We start from the raw sequence: 22,961 nt of genomic DNA on the forward strand, positions 1-22,961 counted from the left end.
TGCGTGGCGATTACTCGGCGGCCTGCGCCGCGTCGTCGTCATCCCCGAGGTCGTCCCCGTCATCGTCCTTGTCCGCCAATTCACGGGCGAAGAGGCTGGGGGCGGGCTTGGCATCGCTGACCTTTTTCGGCGGATCGAAGCGCGCCTCTGCGGCCGTTCCCGTCCCGTCCGCCGCGCCTTCGACCAGCTTGCCGAGCGAGCTGCCGTCGAGGCCAAGCTCCTTCATCAGCCCGTCGAGCACAGGCGCCTGCGCGCGGTAAGCGAGCGCGGCGGCCACCGCGTCGTTGGCGAGGTTGCCGGAGCCCTGGCCACCGCCCGACCCGTTGGTCGAACCGGCCCCCATACCCACTGGCCCGGTGCGCTGGGTCAGGCCGTCGACCTGCACGATCTTGATCGAATCGATCGCTTCCATCGGCTTGGCGCTCTCGCGGATGACCTCGGGCAGCACCTTGAGCAGCGCCAGTTTGGTTTGCAGGCTGATCTGCTCCATCGAGAGGATGTTCGCCGCTTCGTTCACGGCGCGCTGGCCCGCGGCTTCCACCTCGAAACGCACGCGCGCGGCTTCGGCGCGCAGCTTCTCGGCCTCGGCCTCGCCCTGCGCCTCGAACTTGACCGCGGCGGCGCGGTTGGTGGCCGCGTCCTTTTCGGCCTCCGCCTCGACCTTGATCTTGATCGCGTCGCGCTCGGCGATCTTGGCCGCTTCGATCAGCTCGATCTTCTTCTGTCGCTCGGCCACCTCGCTCTCGCGGCTGGTGACGACCTGCTCCTCGGCGGCGACCGCCTTGGCGCGGGCCTCGTCGGCGTCGGCCTTGGCCTGGCTTTCCTCGCGGCTCTTGTTCTGCACCGCGATCTGCTGCTCCTGCCGGGCGATCTCGAGCGCGCGCTGCTGGTCGATGCGGGCTTCCTCGACGAGGCGGTCGGCCTCGATCTGCTGCGCGTCGACCTGCTTCTTCGCCTCGATCCGCGCGGCATCGGCCTCGCGGGTGCGCTCGGCCTGTTCGCGGGCGATCTCGGCCGCCTGCGCGGCGCGACGGATCTCCACCTCGCGCTCCTGCTCCAGCCGGGCGTATTCCTGGTCGCGCTTGATCTGGAAGCTCTTCTGGTCGGCCTCGAGGTTCTTGGTCTCCATCTGCACGCGCGTGTCCTGCTCGATGTCGTTGCGCAGTTTCTTGCGCGCCTCGATCTGCTCGGTCAGCTTGGTCAGGCCCTCTGCGTCGAAGGCGTTGTTGGCGTTGAAGTGCTCGATGCTCGTCTGATCGAGCCCGGTGAGCGAGACGCTCTCCAGCTCCAGCCCGTTCATCGCGAGGTCGTTGGACGAGACCTGCTGCACCTTCTGCACGAAATCGGCGCGCTGCTCGTGCAGCTCGTTCATGGTCATGCCCGCCGCGACGCTGCGCAGCGCGTCGACGAACTTGCCTTCGACGAGATCTTTGAGAAGCTCTGGCTGCATCGTGCGCATGCCCAGCGTCTGCGCGGCCATGGCGATGGCCTCCGCATCGGGCTTCACGCGGACGTAGAACTCCGCCTTCACGTCGATCCGCAGGCGGTCGAGCGTGATCAGCGCCTCGGCATCGCGGCGCACGACGCTGAGCACCAGCGTGTTCATGTTGACCGGCATCGTCTCGTTGAAGACCGGCAGCACCAGCGCGCCGCCGTTCATCACGACCTTCTCACCGCCCATGCCGGTGCGAACGAAGGCGATTTCCTTCGACGCCCGCTTGTAGAGCTTAGTCAGGAACACGAGGAACACGAAGACGAGGAATATGACCCCGCCCACCATGATCAGGCCGCTATCGAACAGGTTTTCCATGTCTTCTCCTTATCGTTATCTGGTTCAGCCGAGGTGAGGGTCACATCGGGGCGAGCTTGCGCTCGGCGAGGGGCACTCCGTAGAAGGTTTGCCCATCGCGGCGCACAATCAGCACCTCGTCGCCTTCGAGCATCTCGCTCGCATCCTCGTGCGGTTCGACCATGACGTGATGCGCCTGGCCGTGGTGGTCGTAGACCTTCGTGCGGGCCGCGCTGCCTTTCGTGGCGCGCCCGGTGGTGATCTTCCCGCGCCGCCCGACGAGGCTGTCGAGCGTGACGGCGGTAGTCTCGTCCTTCGGCATGATCGCCCCCACGGGCCTTGCGGCTATGGCAGTCGCCGGGATTGCCGCCCCGCCCGCGACGAGCGCCGCGAGCATCGGTGAGAGCGGCGCGCCCGTCAGACTGTCGGCAAAGGCCTGCACGCCCACGCCGATGGCGGCGAACAGCAGCAACCAGACCATCAGCCAGACGAACAGCGGCACCTTGCCGAGCCCCAGCAGCGTGGTGATGGCGCCGCCCAGACCGGCGCTCGTCGGATCGCCCACGTCGGCATCCACATCGGCGTCCAGATCGAAGTCCCCGATCCCGACCAGTTGCAGCAGACCCAGCAGCACCATGAGCCCCAGCGCCACCGCGAAGGGCAGGTTGTAGTCGGCAAAAAGGCTCATGTTCTCAACTGCCGCGCGGTTGCGAACCGCGGACATCCCTGGTCAAATCGGGTTTTCTAGGAGTACCCCCTCCGTCCCCATTCATATGGCAGAAAGCCGCGAATTCGGCCACAAAAACACGACGAACCGAGTTCGATTTTGACCCCGTGAGCGGCCCGCGATAGGACGCTGTCATGCGCCTTTTCGCCGCTCTTGCCCTGCTGCTTCTGGCAACGCCCCTGGCCGCGCGAGACAGCTTGGGCGTGTTCGGCCAGTGGGGCGCCTTTCGCGATCCGGAGACCCCGCGCTGCTATGCCATCGCCGAGGCCGAGGCGACACGCGACCGGCGCGACGCGCGCGCCTTTGCCAGCGTCGGCACCTGGCCCGCGCGCGGAGTGCGTGGGCAGGTCAGCTTCCGGCTCGGGCGGCGGGCGGCGAGCGAGCCGCGCGTGCGTCTCGCCATCAGCGGCGCGCAGTTCGACCTCGTGGCGGGCGGTGGCGATGCCTGGGCCGCCGATGCGCGGGCCGATGCCGCCATTGTCGCCGCCATGCGCTCGGCTGGCAGCATGAGCGTTTCCGCCACCGACGCCGCGGGCAGGCGCTTCACCGACCGCTACAGTCTCGACGGTGCGGCAACCGCGCTCGATGCCGCCGCGCTGGGCTGCGCCGGGCGAAGATAGGCATAAGAAAAGGGCCGGGAGATTGCCCCCGGCCCTTTCCGATTCTCCGTGCAATCCGTGCTATCAGAAGCGCAGGCCGACACCCACGGCAACCTGATGGCGATCGAGATCGGCGTCGAAGCGGCCGCTCTCACCGGTATCGTCGTCGAAGAAACCGTTGTTCTGGAAGTCGAATTCGCCTTCGCTATAGTTGGAGTAGCGATACTCGGCCTTGATGAACATGTTCTCCGAAAGCGCATACTCGGCACCGGCGCCCACGCGGAAGCCGTCGAGATCGAGGTTCGTCTCGATCTCGTTAGTACCATCTGCAGCGAGCAGGTTGTAACGGCCGTTGGTGTAGCCACCCTTCACGTAGACGAGGGCATTGTCACCAGCCAGGAAGCCGACGCGCGCACCGGCGTAGAGATCCCGGCCCGTATCGACGCGGACGCCGAGCCCCAAGTCCTCGAGATCGCCGTCGTTGAACTCAGTCTTCGCGGTCGAATCGCTGATCTCACCCTCGAGGCCGACCAGCACGCCGCCGAAAGCGAAGTCGTAGCCGACGCCGACGCCGTACATGAATCCGTCGATCGACTGATCGTCCTCGTCGTTCAGGTCGTTGTCGACATCGCTGCCGGCCTTGCTGACGTCATAACCGCCGAGGGCTTCGACGCGGAAACCGGTAAAGGTGGAATTGTCCTGCGCGAGGGCCGGGGTGGCGACGGCCATGGCCGTACCAGCGGCGAGGAGAGCGGCAAACTTCTTCATTGGTATCACTCCGTTTTTCCCACGAAAATCCGCGTGGGTTGGACAGGGTGAATGGCTAGATCGGCCTCCGGTTTCATTAACGTCACACAACGATCAGTGCGTGACATTTGCGCAACATAATTACCGATGACGGTTATATCGTTAGCGACGGAGTGACGCACCAGTGAGACGAAGGGACGACGACAATCGGCTTATGGCTGCTGGCCAAAACGTGACTGCGCCCTTATATGACCGCCTCCCATGGCCGATACCCAGCTGATGTCCATTCCGGGGCAAATCGACCCCGTTCCCGTCGCGCGCGACATCACGCCGCGCGCCGATGGCCGCGTGGACCTGATCGGCCTGCCCAAGAAGCGCATCGCCGAACTCTTCGCCGAGGCCGGGCTCGACGCCAAGGCCGCCAAGCTGCGCGCCAAGCAGGTGTTCCACTGGCTCTACCACCGCGGCGTCACCGATTTCGAAGCGATGACCGACATCGCCAAGACCATGCGCCCCTGGCTCGCGGAACGCTTCATCATCGGCCGGCCCGAGGTGGTCGAGGCGCAGCACAGCACTGATGGCACGCGCAAGTGGCTGCTGCGCACCGCCGATGGCCACGACTTCGAGATGGTCTTCATCCCCGACGCGGACCGCGGCACGCTGTGCGTGTCCAGCCAGGTCGGCTGTACGCTCAACTGCCGCTTCTGCCACACCGGCACCATGCGTTTGGTGCGCAACCTGACGCCGGGCGAGATCGTCGGGCAGGTCATGCTGGCACGCGATGCGCTGGGCGAATGGCCCAAGGGCCGCATGGATGCGCTCGAGGACGAAAGCGAGAGCGCCTACACTTCCGACGGCCGCCTGCTCACCAACATCGTGATGATGGGCATGGGCGAGCCGCTCTACAACTTCGACAACGTGAAGGGCGCCCTCGGCCTGGTGATGGACGGCGACGGGCTCGCCCTCTCCAAGCGCCGCATCACGCTATCCACCAGCGGCGTGGTGCCGATGATGGATCGCTGCGGCGAGGAAATCGGCGTCAACCTCGCGGTCAGCCTGCACGCGGTGACCAAGGACGTGCGCGACGAGATCGTGCCGATCAACAGGAAGTACGGCATCGAGGAGCTGCTGCAGGCCTGCGCCGACTATCCCGGAGCCAGCAATGCCCGTCGCATCACCTTCGAATACGTGATGCTGAAGGACAAGAACGACAGCGACGAGGACGCGCGCGAACTCGTCCGGCTGCTCAAGGCCTACAGGCTGCCCGCCAAGGTCAACCTCATCCCCTTCAACCCCTGGCCCGGCGCACCCTACGAGTGCTCGACGCCCGAACGGATCAGGCGATTTTCCGAGATCGTCTTCGAGGCCGGCATCAGCGCTCCCGTCCGCACCCCGCGCGGGCGCGATATCGATGCCGCATGCGGACAGCTCAAGACCGCCGCCGAGAAGAAGAGCCGCGCCGAGCTGGATCGCGAGGCTGCTGCGGAGACCGCCGAAGCGTGATCGTCAGCGCGATCTGCGCCGGTCGCCCCGCCCCGCTGCCGGGCGGCACGGTGTCGGCCATTGCGAAGACGCCGCTGGAGGGTCCGGTTGTCGTTAGTCTTTCGGGCGTGACCGGCGACACGCAGGTCAATCGCCGCTTTCACGGCTATCCGGCCATGGCCGTCCATCTCTTCCCTGCCGAGCACTACGCCTGGCTGCGCGAACGCTTCGGCGACCTGCCCGCGCTCGCCGGTCCGGGCGGCATGGGCGAGAACCTTCACGCTTCCGGCATCGGCGAGGAACAGGTCTGCATCGGCGACCGCTTCCGGCTCGGCACCGCGCTGCTGGAGGCGAGCCAGCCGCGCCAGCCCTGCGCCACCATCGAACGGCATCTCGGCACAAAGGGCGTGGTCAAGGCGATGGTCGAGAGCGGACGCACCGGGATGTTCTTCCGCGTACTGGAAAAGGGCACAGCACAGGCAGGCGACACGCTGGACAAGGTCGAGGGCGGATCGCCGGACTGGACCCTTCGCCGCGCCTTCTTCGCTGTGTATGGCAAGACGCACGCCGACGCCGCCACCCTTGCCCAGCTGATTGCTCTGCCGCGCGTGTCGGACCGGCTCGTACGCGATGCGCGCAAGCGGCTGGAAAGGCCATACAAGCGGTTGTGAGCATCGTTTCGGCGCAGCCTTGCAACGGCTCGTCCACCAAAAATTAACCCAACGATTTGTTCATCTGCGGTTCTCTTTCGATGAACGACAACGCTCTCAGACACCGGAGCGATGTCGAATCGAAGGAAGGTAAAAACCGATGAAAAAGACCCTGCTTGCACTCGCCGCGGCCTCCACGCTGGCCATCCCTGCCGTCCCCGCCATGGCGCAGGGCGGCCCGCCGCCATGGGCGCCTGCACACGGCCACCGCGCCCACAATGCCGGCTACGACAGCTATGGCTACGGCGACCAGCGCCGCGATCGCCGCGATCAGCGTCGCTACAACAGCCAGTACGACCAGTATGGCCGTTATTATGAGCCGCGCCGCGTAAGCCGCAACGACAGCTACTGGCAGGGTGACGATGGCCGCTACTATTGCCGCCGCGAGAACGGGACGACCGGCCTCATCATCGGTGCCGCCGGTGGCGCGCTGGTAGGTCGCATGATCGATACCCGCGGCGACCGTACGGTCGGCACCCTTCTGGGCGCTGCGCTGGGCGGTGTGCTCGGCCGCGAGATCGAACGCGGAACCGCGCGCTGCCGCTGAGGCGTCTTCGCCCGGCGATTACCGGAAAGGGCGGTGGCCTCGCGGCTGCCGCCCTTTTCGCGTGCGCTGCGTGCACCGCCGCGCCGGCCGAGGAGCCGCAGGAACCGGCGGCCCCCCTGGGCGCAGCCGTGGGCGACCGCGTATATCCGTCCGGGGGCTACCTCCAGCAACGCTACGGCCTGTCCGACGAGGAAGCCGCGCGTCGCCATATCGTCATGGACGCGGCCGTTGCCTTCAACACGTCGCTCTACGAAAACCCGCCGCAAGGCTATTCCGACCTGTGGATTCGGCACGAGCCGACCTTTGCCATCGTCCTCAACGTGCGCCCGCCTTACGACCGCGCCGCCTTCCTCGCCCGCGCGCCCGAGGTCTTGCGCGGCGATCTGGAATTCTTCGAGGTCACCCGCACCCGCACGGAGATCGAGCGCGATCAGGATCGCATCATCGCTTCCTGGCGCGGTTTCCGGAACTGGAGCGGCGGTTACGAGGTGCAAACCGATCGCTTTCGCTTCACCACCGCCAGCGACGCAGAGCACGCGGCCATGCGCGCCGCCCTGCCTGCCGACCTGCGCGAACAAGTGGTGCTCGCGGTTGGCCCCCAGCCGGTTCCGCTGTCGCGATAGGGCCGCTCTAGGTTTCGCACGGAATCGCCGCTAAGCCTTGCGGCATGAGCGCCAGCGAGCACCCCTTCTTCGACCTCCACACGCACGGCTTCGTGCGCGTCGCCACCGCCACGCCGCGCACGCGCACCGCCGATGTCGCCTACAACGTCGAGGGCATTCTTGCCGAGGCGCGAAAGGCGCACGAACAGGCGGTCGACCTGCTCCTCTATCCCGAGCTCTGCATTTCCTCATACGCCATCGACGACCTGCACCTGCAGGCCGCGCTGCTCGATGCGGTCGAGGCCGGGATAGAGACCATCCGCGAGGCAAGCGAGGGCCTGACCCCCGTGCTCGTCGTCGGCGCGCCGCTGCGGCGGGGCGGGCGTATCTACAACTGCGCGCTCGTCATCGCGGACGGCACTCTGCTTGGCGCCGTACCCAAGAGCTACCTGCCCAACTACCGCGAGTTCTACGAGAAGCGCTGGTTCGCGCGCGGCAATGCCTGTCAGGGCCTGTGGCTTGACGTCAACGGAGCCGAAGTTCCTTTTGGCACCGACCTGATCTTCGCAGCCGAGAACCTGCCCGGTTTCACCTTCGGCATCGAGATCTGCGAGGATTTCTGGAGCCCCGTCCAACCCGGCACCATGGCCGCGCTCGCGGGTGCGACGATTCTCCTGAACCTATCTGCCAGCAACATTACCATCGGCAAGTCGGACGAGCGCCACCTGCTCTCGCGCGCGAGTTCCAGCCGCAACATCTGCGCCTACGCCTATTCCGCCAGCGGTTTTGGCGAGAGCACGACCGACCTCGCCTGGGACGGCCAGGGCATGATCTACGAACTGGGCGACCTGCTGGTTGAAAGCGTGCGCTTCGACCTTGAGCCCGAACTGTGCGTGGTGGACGTCGACACCCGCCGTATCCTGAACGAGCGGATGCGCATGGGGACCTTCAACGACGCCGCCGAGGATGTCGGTCGGCCCGAGGACAGCTTCCGCACCATCGGCTTCGATCACGCCCACACGCCCGGCGACAAGGGCCTGCAGCGCCCCGTGCGCCGTTTCCCCTTCGTCCCCAACCGCGCGGACAAGCTGGACGAGGACTGCTACGAGGCATTCAACATCCAGGTCGACGGACTGATGCGCCGCATCCGGGCGACGAACACAAAGAGCCTCGTCATCGGCATATCGGGCGGGCTCGATTCCACCCATGCGCTGATCGTGGCGGCCAAGGCCTGCGATACGCTGGGCCTGCCGCGCAGCACCATCCGCGCCTATACCATGCCCGGCTTCGCCACGTCGGATCGCACCAAGGCCAACGCCTGGAAGCTGATGGAGGCCTTCGGCACCACGGCGGAGGAAATCGACATCCGCCCCGCCGCGCGGCAGATGCTGGGCGACATGGGCCACCCGTTCGCCGAGGGCGAGCCGGTCCACGACGTCACCTTCGAGAACGTGCAGGCGGGCCTACGCACCGATTACCTGTTCCGTCTCGCCAACCATCATTCGGGCTTCGTCATCGGCACCGGCGACCTTTCCGAGTTGGCGCTCGGCTGGTGTACCTACGGCGTGGGCGACCAGATGAGCCACTACGCGGTCAACTCCGGCGTGCCCAAGACGCTGATCCAGTACCTGATCCGCTGGGCCACCCGCACCGACCAGTTCGATGCCGAGGTGGACGCGGCGCTGGAGGACGTGCTCGGCACAGAGATCAGCCCCGAGCTCGTCCCCGCCGCGGCCGACGGCACGATCCAGTCGACCGAGAGCGTGATCGGCCCCTACGAACTCAACGACTTTTTCCTACACCACGTGCTGCGCTGGGGCCATTCGCCCAGCCATGTCGCCTTCCTCGCCTGGCACGCCTGGAAGGACCGCGATGCCGGTCTGTGGCCGCATGGCTTTCCGGACGGCGGCAAGAATGCGTACGATCTTGGCACCATCTCCAAATGGCTGGAAAACTTCGTCAAGCGCTTCTTCCAATTCAGCCAGTTCAAGCGCAGCGCGCTTCCGAATGGCCCGAAGGTCAGCAGCGGCGGTGCGCTTTCACCTCGCGGAGACTGGCGCGCGCCCAGCGACGCCGTGGCCGACGTGTGGCTGGCGGACCTGCGGGAAAAGGTGCCGACGGGAGACGCATGACCCGGCCTGCGGTTCTAGTCACCGGTGGTGCAAAGCGCCTCGGAGCGGTCGCCGTGCGGCACTTCGCCGCGGCGGGCTGGCACGTGGCGATCCATTGTCACCGATCGCGCGAGGAGGCGGAGGAACTCGCCTCCGAATTGCCGAGCGCCGAGGTGGTCTCCTGCAATCTCGCCGACACCCAGGCTGCGGCGCACATGATCCAAGATCTGGCCGGACGGCTGGCCGACTGGCGCTGCCTGGTCAATTCCGCCGCGCTGTTCGATCCGGACACAGTCACCGATCTCGACCCGGAAACCAATGCCCGCGCCGCGCTGGTCAACGCCGCCGTGCCCGCACTGATGGCGCAGACCTATTTCGCCCATGCGAACAGCGCGGCCGGGCGGCGGGTGATCCAGGTGACGGACCAGAAGCTCGCCAACCTCAATCCCGATTTCTTCAGCTATACCATGAGCAAGGCCGCCGCCGATGTCGCCGCGCGGATGCTGGCGATGCACGCCGATGGGGAAGACCGCGTCTACTGCCTAGCGCCCGGCGCCATCCTCGCCAGCCACGACCAGAGCGAGGAAGAGGCCGAGCGTTCGCATCGCATGAACCTGCTCCATCGCCGCACCGGAGCGGACGAGATCGCCGACGCCATGTTGTTCCTCGCCGAGGGACCGCTTGCCTCCGGCCAGACGCTATTCGTGGATTCCGGCCAGCACCTGCTCGACCAGCCGCGCGATGTGATCTACCTCGAGCGCATGGACCGCGCATCGTGAGCAAGCCCGAGAAACGTCACGCGCTCAGCACCCGGCTGTGGCACTGGGTCAACGCGCTCAGCCTCGGCATCCTGTTCATGAGCGGACTCAACATCTCCAACGCCCACCCGCGCCTCTACTGGGGGCACGAGGGCTTCGCGCCCGGCGACGAGTGGCTCGCCGTCCCCCGCTTCCCCGGATGGGCGACCATCCCCGACTACTACAGCCTGGCGGGCGCGCGCGACTGGCACACGGTTTTCGCCATCGTCTTCGCCTTTTCGCTGCTCGCCTTCATGATCGCGGCTTTTCTCAACCGGCACATGCAGCGCGACATCTTCGCCCGCGCGCGCGAGTGGCGGCCCTCGAACATCGCCGTCGACATTCGCGAGCACCTGAAGCTCAATTTCGATCACGGCAGCGGCAAGTACAACATCCTGCAGAAGATTACCTACGCAGGGGTCATCCTTGTGCTGCTGCCACTGATGATTTGCACCGGGATCGTGATGAGCCCCGGTGGCGAGGCGGCGCTGCCCTTCCTCACCGACCTGTTCGGCGGACGGCAAAGCGCACGTTCGATCCACTTCCTCGCCGCCTGGGCGCTGTTCGGCTTCTTCCTGCTGCATATCGCGCTGGTGCTGCTGAGCGGGCCTGTCGGCCAACTTCGCGCCATGATCACCGGGGGGCGAGCGGAATGAAGCGGCGCAATTTCATCGTCGCCGGCGCGGCGGCCTTCCTCGCCGGCTGTTCCAAGATCGGCAAGACCGATGCTTTCGGCGCTGTGGTCGACACGGCGGAAAGCTGGAACCGCGGGCTGCACCGCGCGCTCGGCTTCGGCCGCATCACCATGGCGCCGGAATTCGCACGCAGCCAGATCAGCCCGTTCTTCCGCGGGAACGGCACGACCGAGGTTGCCGGCGAGGCCTATCGCGCCTCCGCCGCCGGAGGCTTCGCCGACTGGCGGCTGGCGGTGGACGGACTGGTGGCCCAGCCGCTCTCGCTGTCGATGGACGATATCCGCGCCCTGCCCCAGCGCACCCAGATCACCCGGCACGACTGCGTCGAGGGCTGGAGCGCCATTGGCGAGTGGACCGGCCCGCAGCTCTCCGCCCTGCTGGAAATGGCGCGGCCCACCGACGAAGCGCGCTACATCGTCTTCCACTGCGCCGACACGCTCGGCGGCGCGCCCTATTACGAGAGCTGCGACATGGACGATGCCTTCCATCCGCAGACCATCGTCGCGCACCTTCTGAACGGCGAGCCGCTGCCGGAACGCAACGGCGCGCCGCTGAGGATGCGGATCGAGCGGCAGCTGGGCTACAAGCACGCCAAGTATCTCACCCGCATCGAGGCCGTCGCCACGCTGGACGGCCTGTACGGCGGCAACGGCGGCTACTGGGAGGATCGCGGCTACCAGTGGTATGCCGGGATCTGACGCTCAGGCGGGCGGATAGGCCCGGTTCATCGCGTTCCAATTAAGCTGCACCAGCTCCTCGAGAACTCCCATGTCTACGTCGGCCAGCTTGTTGATATAGACGCAGCTCGCGCCCGTGGAGTGCTTGCCCAGCTTAGCCAGCAGCGCCTTGCTCGCCTCGCCCGCCTCGGCGTCGCAGTAAAGCCCCATCAGGTGCAGCGAGTGCTTGGCCTTGGTCGTGGCGAAGCCGGCGCGAAAGGAATCGCCCTCGCGCCCGCTGTCGTAGCGGTAGTGGTAGGTGCCATAGCCCGCGATCTTGCCCCACATCGCGGGCACCTGTCCGCTCACCTTCCGGAACAGCGCATCGAGCGCGCGTGCCTCGTCGCGCTTGCCCGCATGGTCGACGGCCGAGACATGGTCTTCGAAGGTCATGGCCATCTGGCTAGCCCGAGAATTGACTTGCCGCAAATCCCGGCACAAACGGTTTTCAAGCGAAACCAATCGAATTCCGGGAGACAGAAGGCCATGTGGCTGCTCGACAAACTGCTGCAAAAGGTCATCCGCGCCGGTCGCCTCGTCATCACCGATCACGATGGCAAGGTCTACAACTACGGCACCTCCGATGCCGGCGACGCAGCGCCGATCAACGTGCGACTGACCCACCCCAAGGCCTCCGGCCACATCGCCCGCTACCCGCAACTCGGCGCGGCGGAGGCCTTCATGTGGGGCTGGATGGAGATCGACGAGCCGCACGACCTGCGCGATCTCGTGCTGTTTTTCACCGCGCAGTCGAAGGCGCTGGGCGACAAGGCGATCCAGCCGCAGGGCACGGTGAAGCGACTGGCGCAAAAGGCCGTCGCCAAGGCGGACAGCCTCAACCCGCGCGGCAAGGCGCGCAAGAACGCAGAGCACACATACAACCTCACCCGCCGCCTTTACGAGCTGTTCCTCGACGAGGACCGGCAGTACACCATGGCCTATTACCGCGACCCGTCGAACAGCCTGGAAAAGGCCCAGCTCGACAAGAAGGCGCACATTGCCGCCAAGCTCTACATCACGCCCAAGAACGGGCCGAAGATGCGCGTGCTCGACATCGGCTGCGGCTGGGGCGGCTTCGCGCTCTACCTCCACCGCACCTACGGCTGCGAGGTGCTGGGCGTGGCGCTGGCGCCCGACCAGATCGCCTTCTGCAAAGAACGCGCCGAGGAAGCGGGCGTCTCCGACAAGGTAAAATTCGCGCTGATGGACTACCGCGACGTGACCGGTCAGTTCGACCGCATCAGCTCGGTCGGCCTGCTCGAGCATGTCGGCGTGCCGCATTACCCGCACTTCTTCGAGCACACCGCGCGCCTTCTCAAGACCGACGGCGTGATGGTCAGCCACCTGTGTGGCCGCACCGGCCCTCCGGGCTTCACCGACGCCTTTACGCGCAAGTACATCTTCCCGGGCGGCTACATTCCGGCGGTGAGCGAGCTCGTCTCGGTCAGCGAGCGGTACGGCTGGCAGCTGATGGATTACGAGGCCATGCGCTTCCACTACAGCCTCACGCTGGAGGAATGGTACAACCGCACCGTCATGCACAAGGACGAGATCGTCGAGATGTACGACGAACAGTTCTACCGCATGTGGCTGTTCTATCTTGCCGGGGCCGAGCAGAGCTTCCGCAACGGCACGCTGGTCAACCACCAGCTCGTCTACGTGAAGGATCGCGCTGCCATCCCGATGACGCGCGATTTCATGTACGAGGAAAGCGAGCGCCTGCGCGGGCTGGAGGAGCCGCCGCGCTGGCACCTCGACCCCGCGCTGAAGCAGGCGGCGGAATAGGGCGAGCCCGGCGATGGCGGCCTCCGACAAGCTGATCGACAAGCTGCTGGCGCGCATGATCCGGCGCGGCACCCTGCGTCTGACCCATGCCGACGGCACGGCCCGCACCTTCGGCGCGCCGGAGCCCGGCTTCCCCGACGTCGCCATTCGCTTTGCCGACGACAAGGTCGCGCGCGACGTGCTGCTCGACCCGCGCCTGGGCGTTGGCGAAGCCTACATCGACGGGCGTATCGTAATTGAGCAAGGCGACGTCATGGCGCTCGTCAGCCTCGTGCGGATGAACAACCGCTGGGAGGACAAGGCCCGGCTCGGCACGCCCAGCCTCGCGCGGCGGCTGCGCGGGCGGGTCAAGACGGCGCTAGCCGCGGTCAACCGCCCCGGTTCCTCGCGCCGCAACGTCGCCCACCACTACGACATCGGCAATCCGCTCTACGAACTGATGCTGGATGCGGAGCACATGCAGTATTCGTGCGCCTATTTCGCGCGCGACGACATGACGCTGGCCGAGGCGCAGGAGGCCAAGCTGGCCCACATCGCCGCCAAGCTGCGGCTGGAGCCCGGCTGTCATGTGCTCGACATCGGTTGCGGCTGGGGCGGCATGGCGATCTTCCTTGCCCGGCGCGCCGGCGTGCGGGTGACGGGCATCACCCTGTCAGAGGAACAGCTGGCCCTCGCCCGCCAGCGCGCCGAGTCAGCGGGAGTCGCCGACAAGGTGCGCTTCGAGCTGGTCGACTATCGCGACCTCGCCGAGCGCGGTGAGCAGTTCGACCGCATCGTCTCGGTCGGCATGTTCGAACACGTAGGCCGCCCGCAGTTCGAGACCTTCTTCCGCTGCTGCGCGCGACTGCTGAAGCCCGAAGGCGCGATGCTGGTCCACACCATCGGCAGGCTTGGCAGCCCCGGCAGGACCGACGCCTTTACCGAAAAATACGTCTTCCCCGGCGGTTACATCCCCGCGCTCAGCGAAACCGTCGCGGCGAGCGAAAAGGTGCGCCTGATGGCGACCGACGTGGAGATGCTGCGGCTGCACTACGCGAAAACCATCCGCGCCTGGTACGCCAACTGCCTCGCCAACCGCGATGCCATCGTTGCGCTGCACGACGAGCGGTTCTTCCGAATGTGGACCTTCTACCTCGCGGGCGCGGCCACGGTCTTCGAGCATGGCGGCATGTGCAACTACCAGATCCAGTTCGCCCGCGAACGTCGCGCCCTGCCGCTGACGCGCGGGTACATGGAGCAAGCCGAAGCCGCACTTCTCGCCGGTGAAGGCTGACGCGCCGCCACTGAGCCGCCCCCTGGCGCGGAAAGCCGTTTTCGCGCAGGCCTGGCCGATCATGCTCGGGCAGGCTTCCGTGCCGCTGGTCGGCGTGGTCGATACCGCGGTGATCGGGCGCACCGGCGATGCCGCGGCGCTGGCGGGGGTGGCGCTGGGGGCGACGATCATCGGCCTCGTGTTCTGGAGCTTCGGCTTCCTGCGGATGGGCATGACCGGCCTCACCGCCCAAGCTCTGGGCGAGTCCGACGGCACCGGCGAGCGCGCCGAGGTCGAGGCGCTGCTGCTGCGCGCGCTGGGCATCGGGCTGGGGCTCGGCGCACTGATCCTGCTGCTGAGCGCGCCGATCGCCCGCCTCGCCTTTGCCGTGATGGCGGGCGGCGAATCGGTGACGGCGGATGCGGGCGCCTACGTCGAGGCCCGCTTCTACGGCGCTCCCTCCGCCCTTGCCGTCTTCGCGCTCAACGGCTGGTTGCTCGGCCTCGGCCGCACGCGCGCGGCGCTGGCACTGCAAGTGACTATGAACGCGGCCAATGTCGCGCTCGACCTGTGGTTCGTCTGGGGGCTGGACATGGGCGCATACGGCGTGGGCCTCGGTACGGCGCTGGCCGAGTGGTTCGCGCTCGCCGTGGGGCTGGTTCTTGTCGGGCACGTGACGGGAGCGAACATCCTCGCCCTTGCCCGCCGCACCCCGCGCGCCCTGCTGCTCGACCGCGAACGCCTCGTCCGCCTCTTCGCCGTCAACCGCGACATCATGATCCGCACGATCGCCCTGCTCGCGCTGTTCGCCTGGTTCGCCAATGCCGGGGCGCGGCAGGGGGCCGAGGCGCTGGCGGCGAACCACGTGCTAATGCAATTCGTCAACGTCGCCGCCTTCATCCTCGACGCCTTCGCCTTTACCGCCGAGCAGCGCGTGGGCGCGGCGGTGGGCGCGCGCGACCGGGAGGGCTTCGGGCGCGCGGTGCGGTTGACGGGCGAGTTTGCGCTGGCGAGCGGTCTCGCCTTTTCGGCCCTCTTCCTGCTGGCGGGCGGCCCGGTCATCGACCTGCTCACCACCGATGCCGGGGTGCGGGCCGCCGCCCGCGCCTTTCTCCCCTTTGCCGCGCTGGTGCCGCTGATCGGGATGCCGAGCTGGATGCTCGACGGCGTGTTCATCGGCGCGACACGCGGGCCGGCGCTGCGCAATGCCGCGTTCATCGCCACGCTGCTCTACATCGCCCTCGACTTGGCGCTGCGTCCGCACGGCAATACCGGCGTGTGGCTGGCGCTTCTCGCAAGCTACCTGTTGCGCGCGGGCGGCCTTGCGCTCTATCTGCCCGGGCTGCTGCGCGATCTGGGCCAGCGGCAACATCAAGGGACGCAAACCTCGCCATGATCCTTCGCAAGCTTCTTGCCGCCCTGCTGCTGGTGCTCGCCGGCCTGGGCGTGGCCACCCCCGCCCTCGCCGAGGTGCAGGTGCATTTCCAGTCGTTCAACGGCTCGGTCCTTTGGGGCCGTTATCCGCACACTTTCGTCATCTTCGAAGGCACGCTGGCGAACGGGACGCGGGTAAACGAGAACTACGGCTTTTCAGCGCGCAACAGCGCCGAGGCGATCACGCAGGGCCCCGCCCAGCACATGATCCTGTCCGAGACGCCCGCCACTATCGCCCAGACCAACCGCCATTTCTCGGTCACCATCAGCGACCAGACCTACCGCCGGATGCGCGCCGAGGTCATCGCCTGGCGCGACTATCCGGGCCGCTATTACGACCTCGACGAGCGCAACTGCATCCACTTCGTGGCCCGCATGGCGCAGCTCGCCGGCCTGCGCGCCGACGTGCCGAGCGAGTATATCCGCCGCCCGAAGGCCTGGCTCAACTACATCACCCGGCGCAATCCGCAGCTCGGCGCGCGCGAGATACCTTGATTGCGGCGCGCCGCCGGCGCTGCTAATCGCGCGCGCTGAAGTCTCCAAGGAAGCGCGCATGTCCGATATCAAGAAAGTCGTCCTCGCCTATTCGGGCGGCCTCGACACCAGCGTCATCGCCAAGTGGCTGCAGACCGAGCGCGGGCTGGAGGTGGTCACCTTCACCGCCGATCTCGGCCAGGGCGAAGAAATCGAGCCCGCCCGCGCCAAGGCCCGCGCCATGGGCATTCCGGACGAGCACATCTTCATCGAGGACCTGCGCGAGGAATTCGTGCGCGACTTCGTCTTCCCGATGATGCGCGCCAATGCCCGGTACGAGGGCGACTACCTGCTCGGCACCTCCATCGCCCGCCCGCTCATCTCCAAGCGCCTCGTCGAGATCGCCCATGCGACCGGCGCCGACGCCGTCGCACACGGCGCTACCGGCAAAGGCAACGACCAGGTGCGCTTCGAGCTGTCGGCCTACGCGCTCGACCCGGACATCAAGGTGATCGCCCCCTGGCGCGAGTGGGATCTCACCAGCCGCACGGCACTGATCGACTGGGCGGAAAAGCACCAGATCCAGGTGCCCAAGGACAAGCGCGGCGAAAGCCCGTTCTCGACCGACGCGAACCTCCTGCACACCTCGTCCGAAGGCAAGGTGCTGGAGGATCCGTGGGAAGAGACGCCCGACTACGTTTACTCACGCACCGACCACCCCGAGAACGCACCCGATACCCCCGAATATATCACGATCGACTTCGAGAAGGGCGACGGCACGGCGCTGAACGGCGAGGCGATGAGCCCGGCGACATTGCTCGCCGCGCTGAACGAGCTCGGCCGCAGGCACGGCATCGGCCGCCTCGATCTCGTCGAGAACCGCTTCGTCGGTATGAAGAGCCGCGGCATGTACGAGACGCCGGGCGGCGAGATCTACGCCCGCGCTCACCGCGGCATCGAGCAGATCACGCTGGATCGCGGCGCCGCGCACCTCAAGGACGAGCTCATGCCGAAATACGCGGAGCTCATCTACAACGGCTTCTGGTTCAGCCCGGAACGCGAGATGCTGCAGGCGGCAATCGACCTCTCGCAGGAGCGCGTGTCGGGCACGGTGCGGCTCAAGCTTTACAAGGGCAATGCGATGGTGGTGGGGCGCAAGTCGCCGAACTCGCTCTATTCCGAGGCCCACGTCACTTTCGAGGACGATGCGGGTGCCTACGACCAGGCGGATGCCGCGGGCTTCATCAAGCTCAACGCGCTGCGTCTGCGCCTTCTCGGCAAGCGAGACCTCTGAGTTTTCGCAAAATCCGGGGATAGTTTCGGCTGAAACGCCGAGCCGTTGACTTATCCATGCTTGTCCACTGGCATTCCGGCCAAAAGTGGATAAGTCGACGCTCGCGCCCTTGCCCGACTCGGTGGTCAGGCGCATTCTCCAATCATCGAAGACGGAAACGTCCCCGCCACGAAGGATCGCCTGCCGATCCGGATACAGGGAGGACGCTGAAAGTCCGAGACGCGATGACGTAAAGGTCATGGTGGAGGAAAGCGCGGACAAGCCATCTCTTCGGAGAGCGCAGACCAAGCGGACCGTTGAAACCAAGAGTTTTCGCCATCGGACAGGCCGGATGAAGCATCCGGTGCCGAGGAACTGGAGACATTTCGGTGTCGAAGGGGACGCTTGAGGCACCAGGTGGCCAAACCGGTCTCGGACAGGACAGATGACAGAGCTGAGGGCCTTCGGGCACTCGCTGGTCGGAAGACCTGCTCCGGCACCGGCGCGAGCGCCGGGCGACATAACCGGACGCAACCGGGCCTTCGGGCAACGGAACGATCGGTGACACGCCAGGCGATAAGCGTCTCTTCGGAGGCCCACCGCCGGTGAGAGTGGGGTCGGTAGCGATACCGGCCCCATTTCTCTGTCTGCGCGCTGTTCGACCGCCTGTTTGCCGTTGTTGTTAGGGCGAGTCGCGGAGCAAACTGCGCCTGTCGCGCCTGAACAACCGTTCATATTCCCGCAGCTCGCCGCATTATCGCCCCATTGTCGCGCCCAAGCGAGCCCAGCCAGCGACGAGCCGAGTGGCAGGTTTGGAACTGGTAAGGTTCGCTGGCTATTGGCCCCGCCCATGGACGGAAAAGCTATTCTCCGCCGCACGGCGCCTCGCCTTGCTGCAGCCCTCGCAGGGCTCGCCCTGATCGCGGCCACCGGCACCGGTCATGCCGAGGACGAGCGCGCGCCCGCGCCCGCCGCCTCTATCGCTGCCGCTGCTGCCGCAACCCCCGTCTTCGTGCCCAGCGAGGAAGCCGCCTTCGAGGAAGCCTTTGCCGCATTCGACGCGCCGGTGGAGCCGCTACTGCCCGGGCACGCCGTGGACATCACCGAAGTCGAGCCCGCAGTGGATGCGGCTACCACCCTCGACAGCGGCGTTGCTTCCTATTATGCCGACCGCTTCAACGGCCGCCGCACCGCCAGCGGCGAGACCTTCAGCAACCGCGAGCTGACCGCCGCGCACCGCACCCTGCCCTTCGGCAGCCGCGTGCGCGTGACGAACCCGCGTACGGGCGACAGCGTGGTCGTTCGCATCAACGATCGCGGCCCCTTCTCAGGCAATCGCACCATCGACCTCAGCCGCGCTGCGGCAGAGCAGGTCGGCATCGTGCGCGCGGGCCACGGCACTGTGGAGCTGGCGCTGCTCGACTGAGCCGGCGCGCCCGCCCTCGCCTCACATTTTCAGTTCGCTCACGTCGCGCAGGCTGCCGATCGTGCCGCGCGGCCAGGTGTTGAAGGCGATCGAGTAGCGGTTTTCGTCCGACAGGTTCTGTTCGACGTAGTGCAGAAGCGCGCTCGAGAACAGGATCAGGTCGCCTTCCTTCGGCACCACGGCGTTGCGCGGCGCATTGTAAATGTTCGTCCGGTCGGTCCCCACCTGCATCTCGATCTGCCGATAGCCACTAAACCGCTCAAAGATCATGTTGCCCGGCGGATCGGGCATGGGCGCGTAATAGAGCGAGCCGCTGATGAGCGAGTTCGAGTGCGTGTGCCCGTGCATACCCACGCCCGGTGGATTGATCAGCGACCAGCTCTGGGTCACCTCGAGCCGGTGCGCGATCCCCATCACCTCGCGCGCGTAGACCGCGAGCGCCTCGGCCACAGCGGCCTTCACGCTCGCCATCTCGGGCCTCTCGAACAGGTAGAGTTCCTGCGAGATCTGGTTCACCTGGTTCTCGTTCATCGCCAGGCTCTTCACGAACTTGACCTGCCTGGGGCTGATCGCGTGCTTCAGGTTCATGACGAAATACGGCTCCGCGAAAAGCGGCTTCACCGTGTATTCCGGCGCCTTCCTGGCGGTGGTCATGCGAGGGTCCCGTCCTGCTGGTGTCTGGCGCTGCCATAAAGGCTGGGGGGAGCGGGACGCAAGGTCCCCGCTGACCCGGGGCGAAGCGCCCTCCTACTCGGCCGCCTCGACCTGTCGATCCAGCAGGGGCGCCATGTACTGGCCGGTGAAGCTGCGCGGGTTCCGTGCCACGTCCTCCGGCGTCCCCTCCGCCACGATTTCCCCGCCGCGCACGCCGCCCTCGGGGCCGAGGTCGACGATCCAGTCCGCCGTCTTGATCACGTCGAGGTTGTGCTCGATCACCACCACGCTGTTGCCCTGATCGACCAGCCGCTGGAGCACCTCGAGCAGCTTGCGCACGTCCTCGAAATGCAGGCCGGTGGTCGGCTCGTCGAGAATGTAGAGCGTCTGTCCGGTGCTGCGGCGGCTCAGTTCCTTGGCGAGTTTCACGCGCTGCGCCTCGCCGCCCGACAGGGTCGTCGCCTGCTGGCCGACCTTGACATAGCCGAGACCGACTTCGTTCAGCATGTGCATCTTGTCGCGGATCGGGGGTACGGCCTTGAAGAAGCTCTCGGCGTCCTCGATCGTCATGTCGAGCACGTCGGCGATGGAGAGGCCCTTGAACTTCACCTCCAGCGTTTCGCGGTTGTACCGCTTGCCGCCGCATTCCTCGCAGGTGACGTAGACGTCGGGCAGGAAGTGCATCTCGATCTTGATGAGTCCGTCGCCCTGGCACGCCTCGCACCGGCCGCCCTTGACGTTGAAGCTGAAGCGTCCGGGCTTGTAGCCACGCGCCTGGCTCTCGGGCAGGCCCGCAAACCAGTCGCGGATCTGCGTAAAGGCGCCGGTGTAGGTGGCGGGGTTGGAGCGCGGGGTGCGGCCGATGGGCGACTGGTCGATCTCGATGACCTTGTCGCAGTATTCGAGGCCGGTCACCTTGTCGTGCGCGCCCGCCACCACGCGCGCCCCGTTCAGCGTGCGCGCGGCCGAGGCGTAGAGCGTGTCGATGGTGAAGCTGGACTTGCCGCTGCCCGATACGCCCGTGATGCAGGTAAAGGTGCCGAGCGGGATCGAGGCGGTCACGCCCTTGAGATTGTTCGCTCGGGCATTGTGCACCGTCAGCTTGTGGCCGTTTCCCTTGCGCCGCTTGGCCGGGACGGCGATCTCGCGCGTGCCGTTGAGATAGGCGGCGGTGAGCGACTTCTTGCTCTTCAGCACCTGCTTCAGCGTGCCCTGCGCCACCACCTCGCCGCCGTGCACGCCCGCGCCGGGGCCGAGATCGACCACGTGGTCGGCCTGTCGAATGGCATCCTCGTCGTGCTCGACCACGATCACCGTGTTGCCGAGATCGCGCAGGCGCTTGAGGGTTTCCAGCAGGCGGTCGTTGTCGCGCTGGTGGAGGCCGATGCTCGGCTCGTCCAGCACGTAGAGCACGCCTGACAGGCCGCTGCCGATCTGGCTGGCGAGGCGGATGCGCTGGCTCTCGCCGCCAGACAGCGTGCCGCTGGTACGGTCGAGGTTGAGGTAATCGAGCCCGACGTTGTCGAGGAAGCCCAGCCGCTCGTTGATTTCCTTGAGGATGGCGCGGGCGATCTGGTTCTGCGTGTCGGTCAGCTGGTCCGGCAGGGCGAGGAACCAGTCCTTGGCCGCGGAAACGCTCATCTTGGTGGGCACGGCAATGTCGGTCGCGCCAGCGCCCTGCCCCACCTTTACCGCCAAGGCCTTTTCGTTGAGCCGCTTGCCGCCGCAGGTCTCGCACGGCTGCGCGGTCTGGAACTTGGCCAGCTCCTCCTGCATCCAGGCGCTCTCGGTCTGCGCCATGCGGCGGTTGAGGTTGCCGATCACGCCCTCGAACGGCTTGTTGACCGTGTATTGCTTGCGCCCGTCCTTGAAGGTCAGCGGCACGCGGCGGCCCTTGGTGCCATGCAGGATGACGTCCTGTTGCTCGGCGCTGAGGTCGGCCCAGCGGGTATCGAGACTGAAGCCGTACTCCTTCGCCAGACTGCCGAGAACCTGCATGTAATAGGGCGACGGCGGGTTGCTCTTGGCCCATGGCACCACGGCGCCCTTCTTCAGCGTCAGGTCCTCGTTGGGGACGACGAGCTGGGGGTCGAACAGCTGCTTTTCCCCGATGCCGTCGCAGGTCGGGCAGGCACCTTGCGGGGCGTTGAAGGAGAACAGCCGCGGCTCGACCTCCTCGATGGTGAAGCCGCTGACGGGGCAGGCGAACTTCTCGGAGAACACGATGCGGTTGGCGGGAAGGCCCGCCCCCTTCATCGCGCCGCCGCCCTCGGCTTCGCCCTCGCGACCCGGCACAACGCCGTCCGCCAGGTCGAGGTAGACCAGCCCTTCGGCCAGCTTCAGCGCCTGCTCGAAACTGTCGGCCAGCCGCGTTTCGATGCCTTCGCGCACGGCGATGCGGTCGACCACCACCTCGATGTCGTGCTTGAATTTCTTGTCGAGCGCGGGGGCTTCCTCGATCGCGTAGAACTCGCCGTCCACGCGCACGCGGGTGAAGCCGGCCTTTTGCCACTCGGCCAGCTCGCGCCGGTATTCGCCCTTGCGCCCGCGCACCACGGGGGCGAGCAGGTAGGCGCGCGTGCCTTCGGGCAGGGCCATCACCCTGTCGACCATGTTGCTAACGGTCTGCGCCTCGATCGGCAGGCCGGTGGCGGGGCTGTAAGGCACGCCCACCCGCGCCCACAGCAGGCGCATGTAGTCGTAGATCTCGGTAACGGTCGCCACGGTGGAGCGCGGATTGCGGCTCGTCGTCTTCTGCTCGATGCTGATGGCCGGGCTGAGGCCATCGATGTGCTCGACATCGGGCTTCTGCATCATCTCGAGGAACTGGCGCGCATAGGCGCTCAAGCTCTCGACATAGCGCCGCTGCCCTTCGGCATAGATCGTGTCGAAGGCGAGCGAGCTCTTGCCGCTGCCCGACAGACCAGTGATCACGATCAGCGCATCGCGCGGCAAGGTGATGTCGATGCCCTTGAGGTTGTGCTCGCGGGCACCCTTCACGGTAATGTTGCTGAGTGCCATGTCGGTCCAAGTGGGGGCTTGCGGGGGGCTATTCCAGAGGGGCGCATGACTTCAGTCTGCCGCACCCCGGCGAAGCTCCCATGTTCCGCAAATGTTCGCGCAGGTCAAGGCTGCTGACAT

21 protein-coding genes are annotated in these 22,961 nt (G+C 66.5%); 15 read left to right on the forward strand and 6 right to left on the reverse strand.

The genetic code is table 11. From position 1 onward, the window contains the following. Positions 1–10: 10 nt before the first annotated feature. Together AAW00_RS05485 and AAW00_RS05490 are read right to left on the reverse strand one after the other, a co-directional pair. Positions 11–1,780: a flotillin family protein gene (locus tag AAW00_RS05485; RefSeq protein WP_241461657.1), complete on the reverse strand. Its 1,770-nt coding sequence runs from the start codon at positions 1,778–1,780 to the stop codon at positions 11–13. Positions 1,781–1,850: 70 nt separating this feature from the next. Beyond that, positions 1,851–2,477, reverse strand: a complete 627-nt coding sequence (locus AAW00_RS05490) for an OB-fold-containig protein (RefSeq protein ID WP_047003570.1) — start codon at positions 2,475–2,477, stop codon at positions 1,851–1,853. Between the two features lie 173 nt (positions 2,478–2,650). On the opposite strand from AAW00_RS05490, the gene AAW00_RS05495 reads away from it, so the two are divergent. Next, positions 2,651–3,136: a hypothetical protein gene (locus tag AAW00_RS05495; RefSeq protein WP_047003227.1), complete on the forward strand. Its 486-nt coding sequence runs from the start codon at positions 2,651–2,653 to the stop codon at positions 3,134–3,136. Between the two features lie 63 nt (positions 3,137–3,199). Here AAW00_RS05495 and AAW00_RS05500 read toward each other — a convergent pair whose 3' ends face one another. Continuing rightward, positions 3,200–3,883 (reverse strand): outer membrane protein, encoded by a 684-nt coding sequence (locus tag AAW00_RS05500; protein WP_047003228.1) that lies wholly within the window; start codon positions 3,881–3,883, stop codon positions 3,200–3,202. A gap of 240 nt (positions 3,884–4,123) precedes the next feature. On the opposite strand from AAW00_RS05500, the gene rlmN reads away from it, so the two are divergent. From rlmN to AAW00_RS05540, 8 genes are all read left to right on the forward strand, one after another. Next, on the forward strand, positions 4,124–5,365 hold the full coding sequence (gene rlmN / locus AAW00_RS05505; RefSeq protein ID WP_047003229.1) for a dual-specificity RNA methyltransferase RlmN: 1,242 nt from the start codon (positions 4,124–4,126) through the stop codon (positions 5,363–5,365). After that, on the forward strand, positions 5,362–6,015 hold the full coding sequence (locus AAW00_RS05510; RefSeq protein WP_047003230.1) for an MOSC domain-containing protein: 654 nt from the start codon (positions 5,362–5,364) through the stop codon (positions 6,013–6,015). Before rlmN ends, AAW00_RS05510 begins: the two co-directional genes overlap by 4 nt. Before the next feature lie 139 nt (positions 6,016–6,154). Continuing rightward, on the forward strand, positions 6,155–6,601 hold the full coding sequence (locus AAW00_RS05515; protein ID WP_047003231.1) for a glycine zipper 2TM domain-containing protein: 447 nt from the start codon (positions 6,155–6,157) through the stop codon (positions 6,599–6,601). A 128-nt stretch (positions 6,602–6,729) separates the two neighbouring features. Then, positions 6,730–7,224 carry a hypothetical protein gene (locus AAW00_RS05520; RefSeq protein ID WP_047003232.1) on the forward strand — a complete coding sequence of 165 codons (495 nt, stop codon included), beginning with the start codon at positions 6,730–6,732 and terminating at the stop codon, positions 7,222–7,224. A gap of 44 nt (positions 7,225–7,268) precedes the next feature. Then, the gene (locus AAW00_RS05525; protein WP_047003233.1) at positions 7,269–9,335 is read left to right on the forward strand and encodes an NAD(+) synthase; all 2,067 of its coding nucleotides are present in this window, start codon (positions 7,269–7,271) and stop codon (positions 9,333–9,335) included. Further along, positions 9,332–10,093: an SDR family oxidoreductase gene (locus tag AAW00_RS05530; RefSeq protein ID WP_047003234.1), complete on the forward strand. Its 762-nt coding sequence runs from the start codon at positions 9,332–9,334 to the stop codon at positions 10,091–10,093. Before AAW00_RS05525 ends, AAW00_RS05530 begins: the two co-directional genes overlap by 4 nt. After that, positions 10,090–10,767, forward strand: coding sequence for a cytochrome b/b6 domain-containing protein (locus AAW00_RS05535; RefSeq protein WP_047003235.1), 678 nt, complete (start codon positions 10,090–10,092; stop codon positions 10,765–10,767). Before AAW00_RS05530 ends, AAW00_RS05535 begins: the two co-directional genes overlap by 4 nt. Further along, a complete protein-coding gene (locus tag AAW00_RS05540) occupies positions 10,764–11,504 on the forward strand; it encodes a molybdopterin-dependent oxidoreductase (RefSeq protein WP_047003236.1) in 741 nt (246 codons plus the stop codon). Before AAW00_RS05535 ends, AAW00_RS05540 begins: the two co-directional genes overlap by 4 nt. A 3-nt stretch (positions 11,505–11,507) precedes the next feature. On the opposite strand, the gene AAW00_RS05545 is transcribed toward AAW00_RS05540, so the two are convergent. After that, entirely contained in the window at positions 11,508–11,915 is a 408-nt protein-coding gene (locus AAW00_RS05545) for a DUF1801 domain-containing protein (protein WP_241461635.1), read from the reverse strand. Between the two features lie 93 nt (positions 11,916–12,008). Between AAW00_RS05545 and AAW00_RS05550 the strand changes: the two genes are divergently transcribed. From AAW00_RS05550 to AAW00_RS05575, 6 genes are all read left to right on the forward strand, one after another. Beyond that, entirely contained in the window at positions 12,009–13,307 is a 1,299-nt protein-coding gene (locus AAW00_RS05550) for an SAM-dependent methyltransferase (RefSeq protein WP_047003238.1), read from the forward strand. Positions 13,308–13,320: 13 nt separating this feature from the next. After that, the gene (locus tag AAW00_RS05555; RefSeq protein ID WP_047003239.1) at positions 13,321–14,580 is read left to right on the forward strand and encodes an SAM-dependent methyltransferase; all 1,260 of its coding nucleotides are present in this window, start codon (positions 13,321–13,323) and stop codon (positions 14,578–14,580) included. Positions 14,581–14,641: 61 nt separating this feature from the next. Beyond that, on the forward strand, positions 14,642–15,955 hold the full coding sequence (locus AAW00_RS05560; RefSeq protein ID WP_052761806.1) for an MATE family efflux transporter: 1,314 nt from the start codon (positions 14,642–14,644) through the stop codon (positions 15,953–15,955). Then, the gene (locus AAW00_RS05565; RefSeq protein WP_082124926.1) at positions 15,952–16,488 is read left to right on the forward strand and encodes a hypothetical protein; all 537 of its coding nucleotides are present in this window, start codon (positions 15,952–15,954) and stop codon (positions 16,486–16,488) included. The genes AAW00_RS05560 and AAW00_RS05565 overlap by 4 nt, the downstream gene beginning before the upstream one ends. Before the next feature lie 58 nt (positions 16,489–16,546). Next, positions 16,547–17,761 (forward strand): argininosuccinate synthase, encoded by a 1,215-nt coding sequence (locus tag AAW00_RS05570; protein ID WP_047003241.1) that lies wholly within the window; start codon positions 16,547–16,549, stop codon positions 17,759–17,761. Between the two features lie 829 nt (positions 17,762–18,590). Beyond that, positions 18,591–19,166: a septal ring lytic transglycosylase RlpA family protein gene (locus AAW00_RS05575; protein WP_047003242.1), complete on the forward strand. Its 576-nt coding sequence runs from the start codon at positions 18,591–18,593 to the stop codon at positions 19,164–19,166. Positions 19,167–19,187: 21 nt separating this feature from the next. On the opposite strand, the gene AAW00_RS05580 is transcribed toward AAW00_RS05575, so the two are convergent. Both AAW00_RS05580 and uvrA read right to left on the reverse strand, forming a co-directional pair. Further along, positions 19,188–19,820, reverse strand: a complete 633-nt coding sequence (locus tag AAW00_RS05580; protein WP_047003243.1) for a TIGR02466 family protein — start codon at positions 19,818–19,820, stop codon at positions 19,188–19,190. Positions 19,821–19,913: 93 nt separating this feature from the next. Further along, positions 19,914–22,841 (reverse strand): excinuclease ABC subunit UvrA, encoded by a 2,928-nt coding sequence (gene uvrA, locus AAW00_RS05585; protein WP_047003244.1) that lies wholly within the window; start codon positions 22,839–22,841, stop codon positions 19,914–19,916. Positions 22,842–22,961 lie beyond the last annotated feature (120 nt).

It is taken from the genome of Aurantiacibacter luteus, from assembly GCF_001010945.1.
In the GTDB taxonomy this organism is placed as follows: domain Bacteria; phylum Pseudomonadota; class Alphaproteobacteria; order Sphingomonadales; family Sphingomonadaceae; genus Alteraurantiacibacter; species Alteraurantiacibacter luteus.

What these genes read in the sequence shown, in the direction of transcription:
- AAW00_RS05485 (WP_241461657.1), bottom strand. Translation starts at nt 1,780, where the DNA reads ATGGTGGGCGGGGTCATATTCCTCGTCTTCGTGTTCCTCGTGTTCCTG.
- AAW00_RS05490 (WP_047003570.1), bottom strand. Translation starts at nt 2,477, where the DNA reads ATGAGCCTTTTTGCCGACTACAACCTGCCCTTCGCGGTGGCGCTGGGG.
- AAW00_RS05495 (WP_047003227.1), top strand. Translation starts at nt 2,651, where the DNA reads ATGCGCCTTTTCGCCGCTCTTGCCCTGCTGCTTCTGGCAACGCCCCTG.
- AAW00_RS05500 (WP_047003228.1), bottom strand. Translation starts at nt 3,883, where the DNA reads ATGAAGAAGTTTGCCGCTCTCCTCGCCGCTGGTACGGCCATGGCCGTC.
- rlmN (WP_047003229.1), top strand. Translation starts at nt 4,124, where the DNA reads ATGGCCGATACCCAGCTGATGTCCATTCCGGGGCAAATCGACCCCGTT.
- AAW00_RS05515 (WP_047003231.1), top strand. Translation starts at nt 6,155, where the DNA reads ATGAAAAAGACCCTGCTTGCACTCGCCGCGGCCTCCACGCTGGCCATC.
- AAW00_RS05525 (WP_047003233.1), top strand. Translation starts at nt 7,269, where the DNA reads ATGAGCGCCAGCGAGCACCCCTTCTTCGACCTCCACACGCACGGCTTC.
- AAW00_RS05530 (WP_047003234.1), top strand. Translation starts at nt 9,332, where the DNA reads ATGACCCGGCCTGCGGTTCTAGTCACCGGTGGTGCAAAGCGCCTCGGA.
- AAW00_RS05540 (WP_047003236.1), top strand. Translation starts at nt 10,764, where the DNA reads ATGAAGCGGCGCAATTTCATCGTCGCCGGCGCGGCGGCCTTCCTCGCC.
- AAW00_RS05545 (WP_241461635.1), bottom strand. Translation starts at nt 11,915, where the DNA reads ATGACCTTCGAAGACCATGTCTCGGCCGTCGACCATGCGGGCAAGCGC.
- AAW00_RS05550 (WP_047003238.1), top strand. Translation starts at nt 12,009, where the DNA reads ATGTGGCTGCTCGACAAACTGCTGCAAAAGGTCATCCGCGCCGGTCGC.
- AAW00_RS05555 (WP_047003239.1), top strand. Translation starts at nt 13,321, where the DNA reads ATGGCGGCCTCCGACAAGCTGATCGACAAGCTGCTGGCGCGCATGATC.
- AAW00_RS05560 (WP_052761806.1), top strand. Translation starts at nt 14,642, where the DNA reads ATGCTCGGGCAGGCTTCCGTGCCGCTGGTCGGCGTGGTCGATACCGCG.
- AAW00_RS05565 (WP_082124926.1), top strand. Translation starts at nt 15,952, where the DNA reads ATGATCCTTCGCAAGCTTCTTGCCGCCCTGCTGCTGGTGCTCGCCGGC.
- AAW00_RS05570 (WP_047003241.1), top strand. Translation starts at nt 16,547, where the DNA reads ATGTCCGATATCAAGAAAGTCGTCCTCGCCTATTCGGGCGGCCTCGAC.
- AAW00_RS05575 (WP_047003242.1), top strand. Translation starts at nt 18,591, where the DNA reads ATGGACGGAAAAGCTATTCTCCGCCGCACGGCGCCTCGCCTTGCTGCA.
- AAW00_RS05580 (WP_047003243.1), bottom strand. Translation starts at nt 19,820, where the DNA reads ATGACCACCGCCAGGAAGGCGCCGGAATACACGGTGAAGCCGCTTTTC.
- uvrA (WP_047003244.1), bottom strand. Translation starts at nt 22,841, where the DNA reads ATGGCACTCAGCAACATTACCGTGAAGGGTGCCCGCGAGCACAACCTC.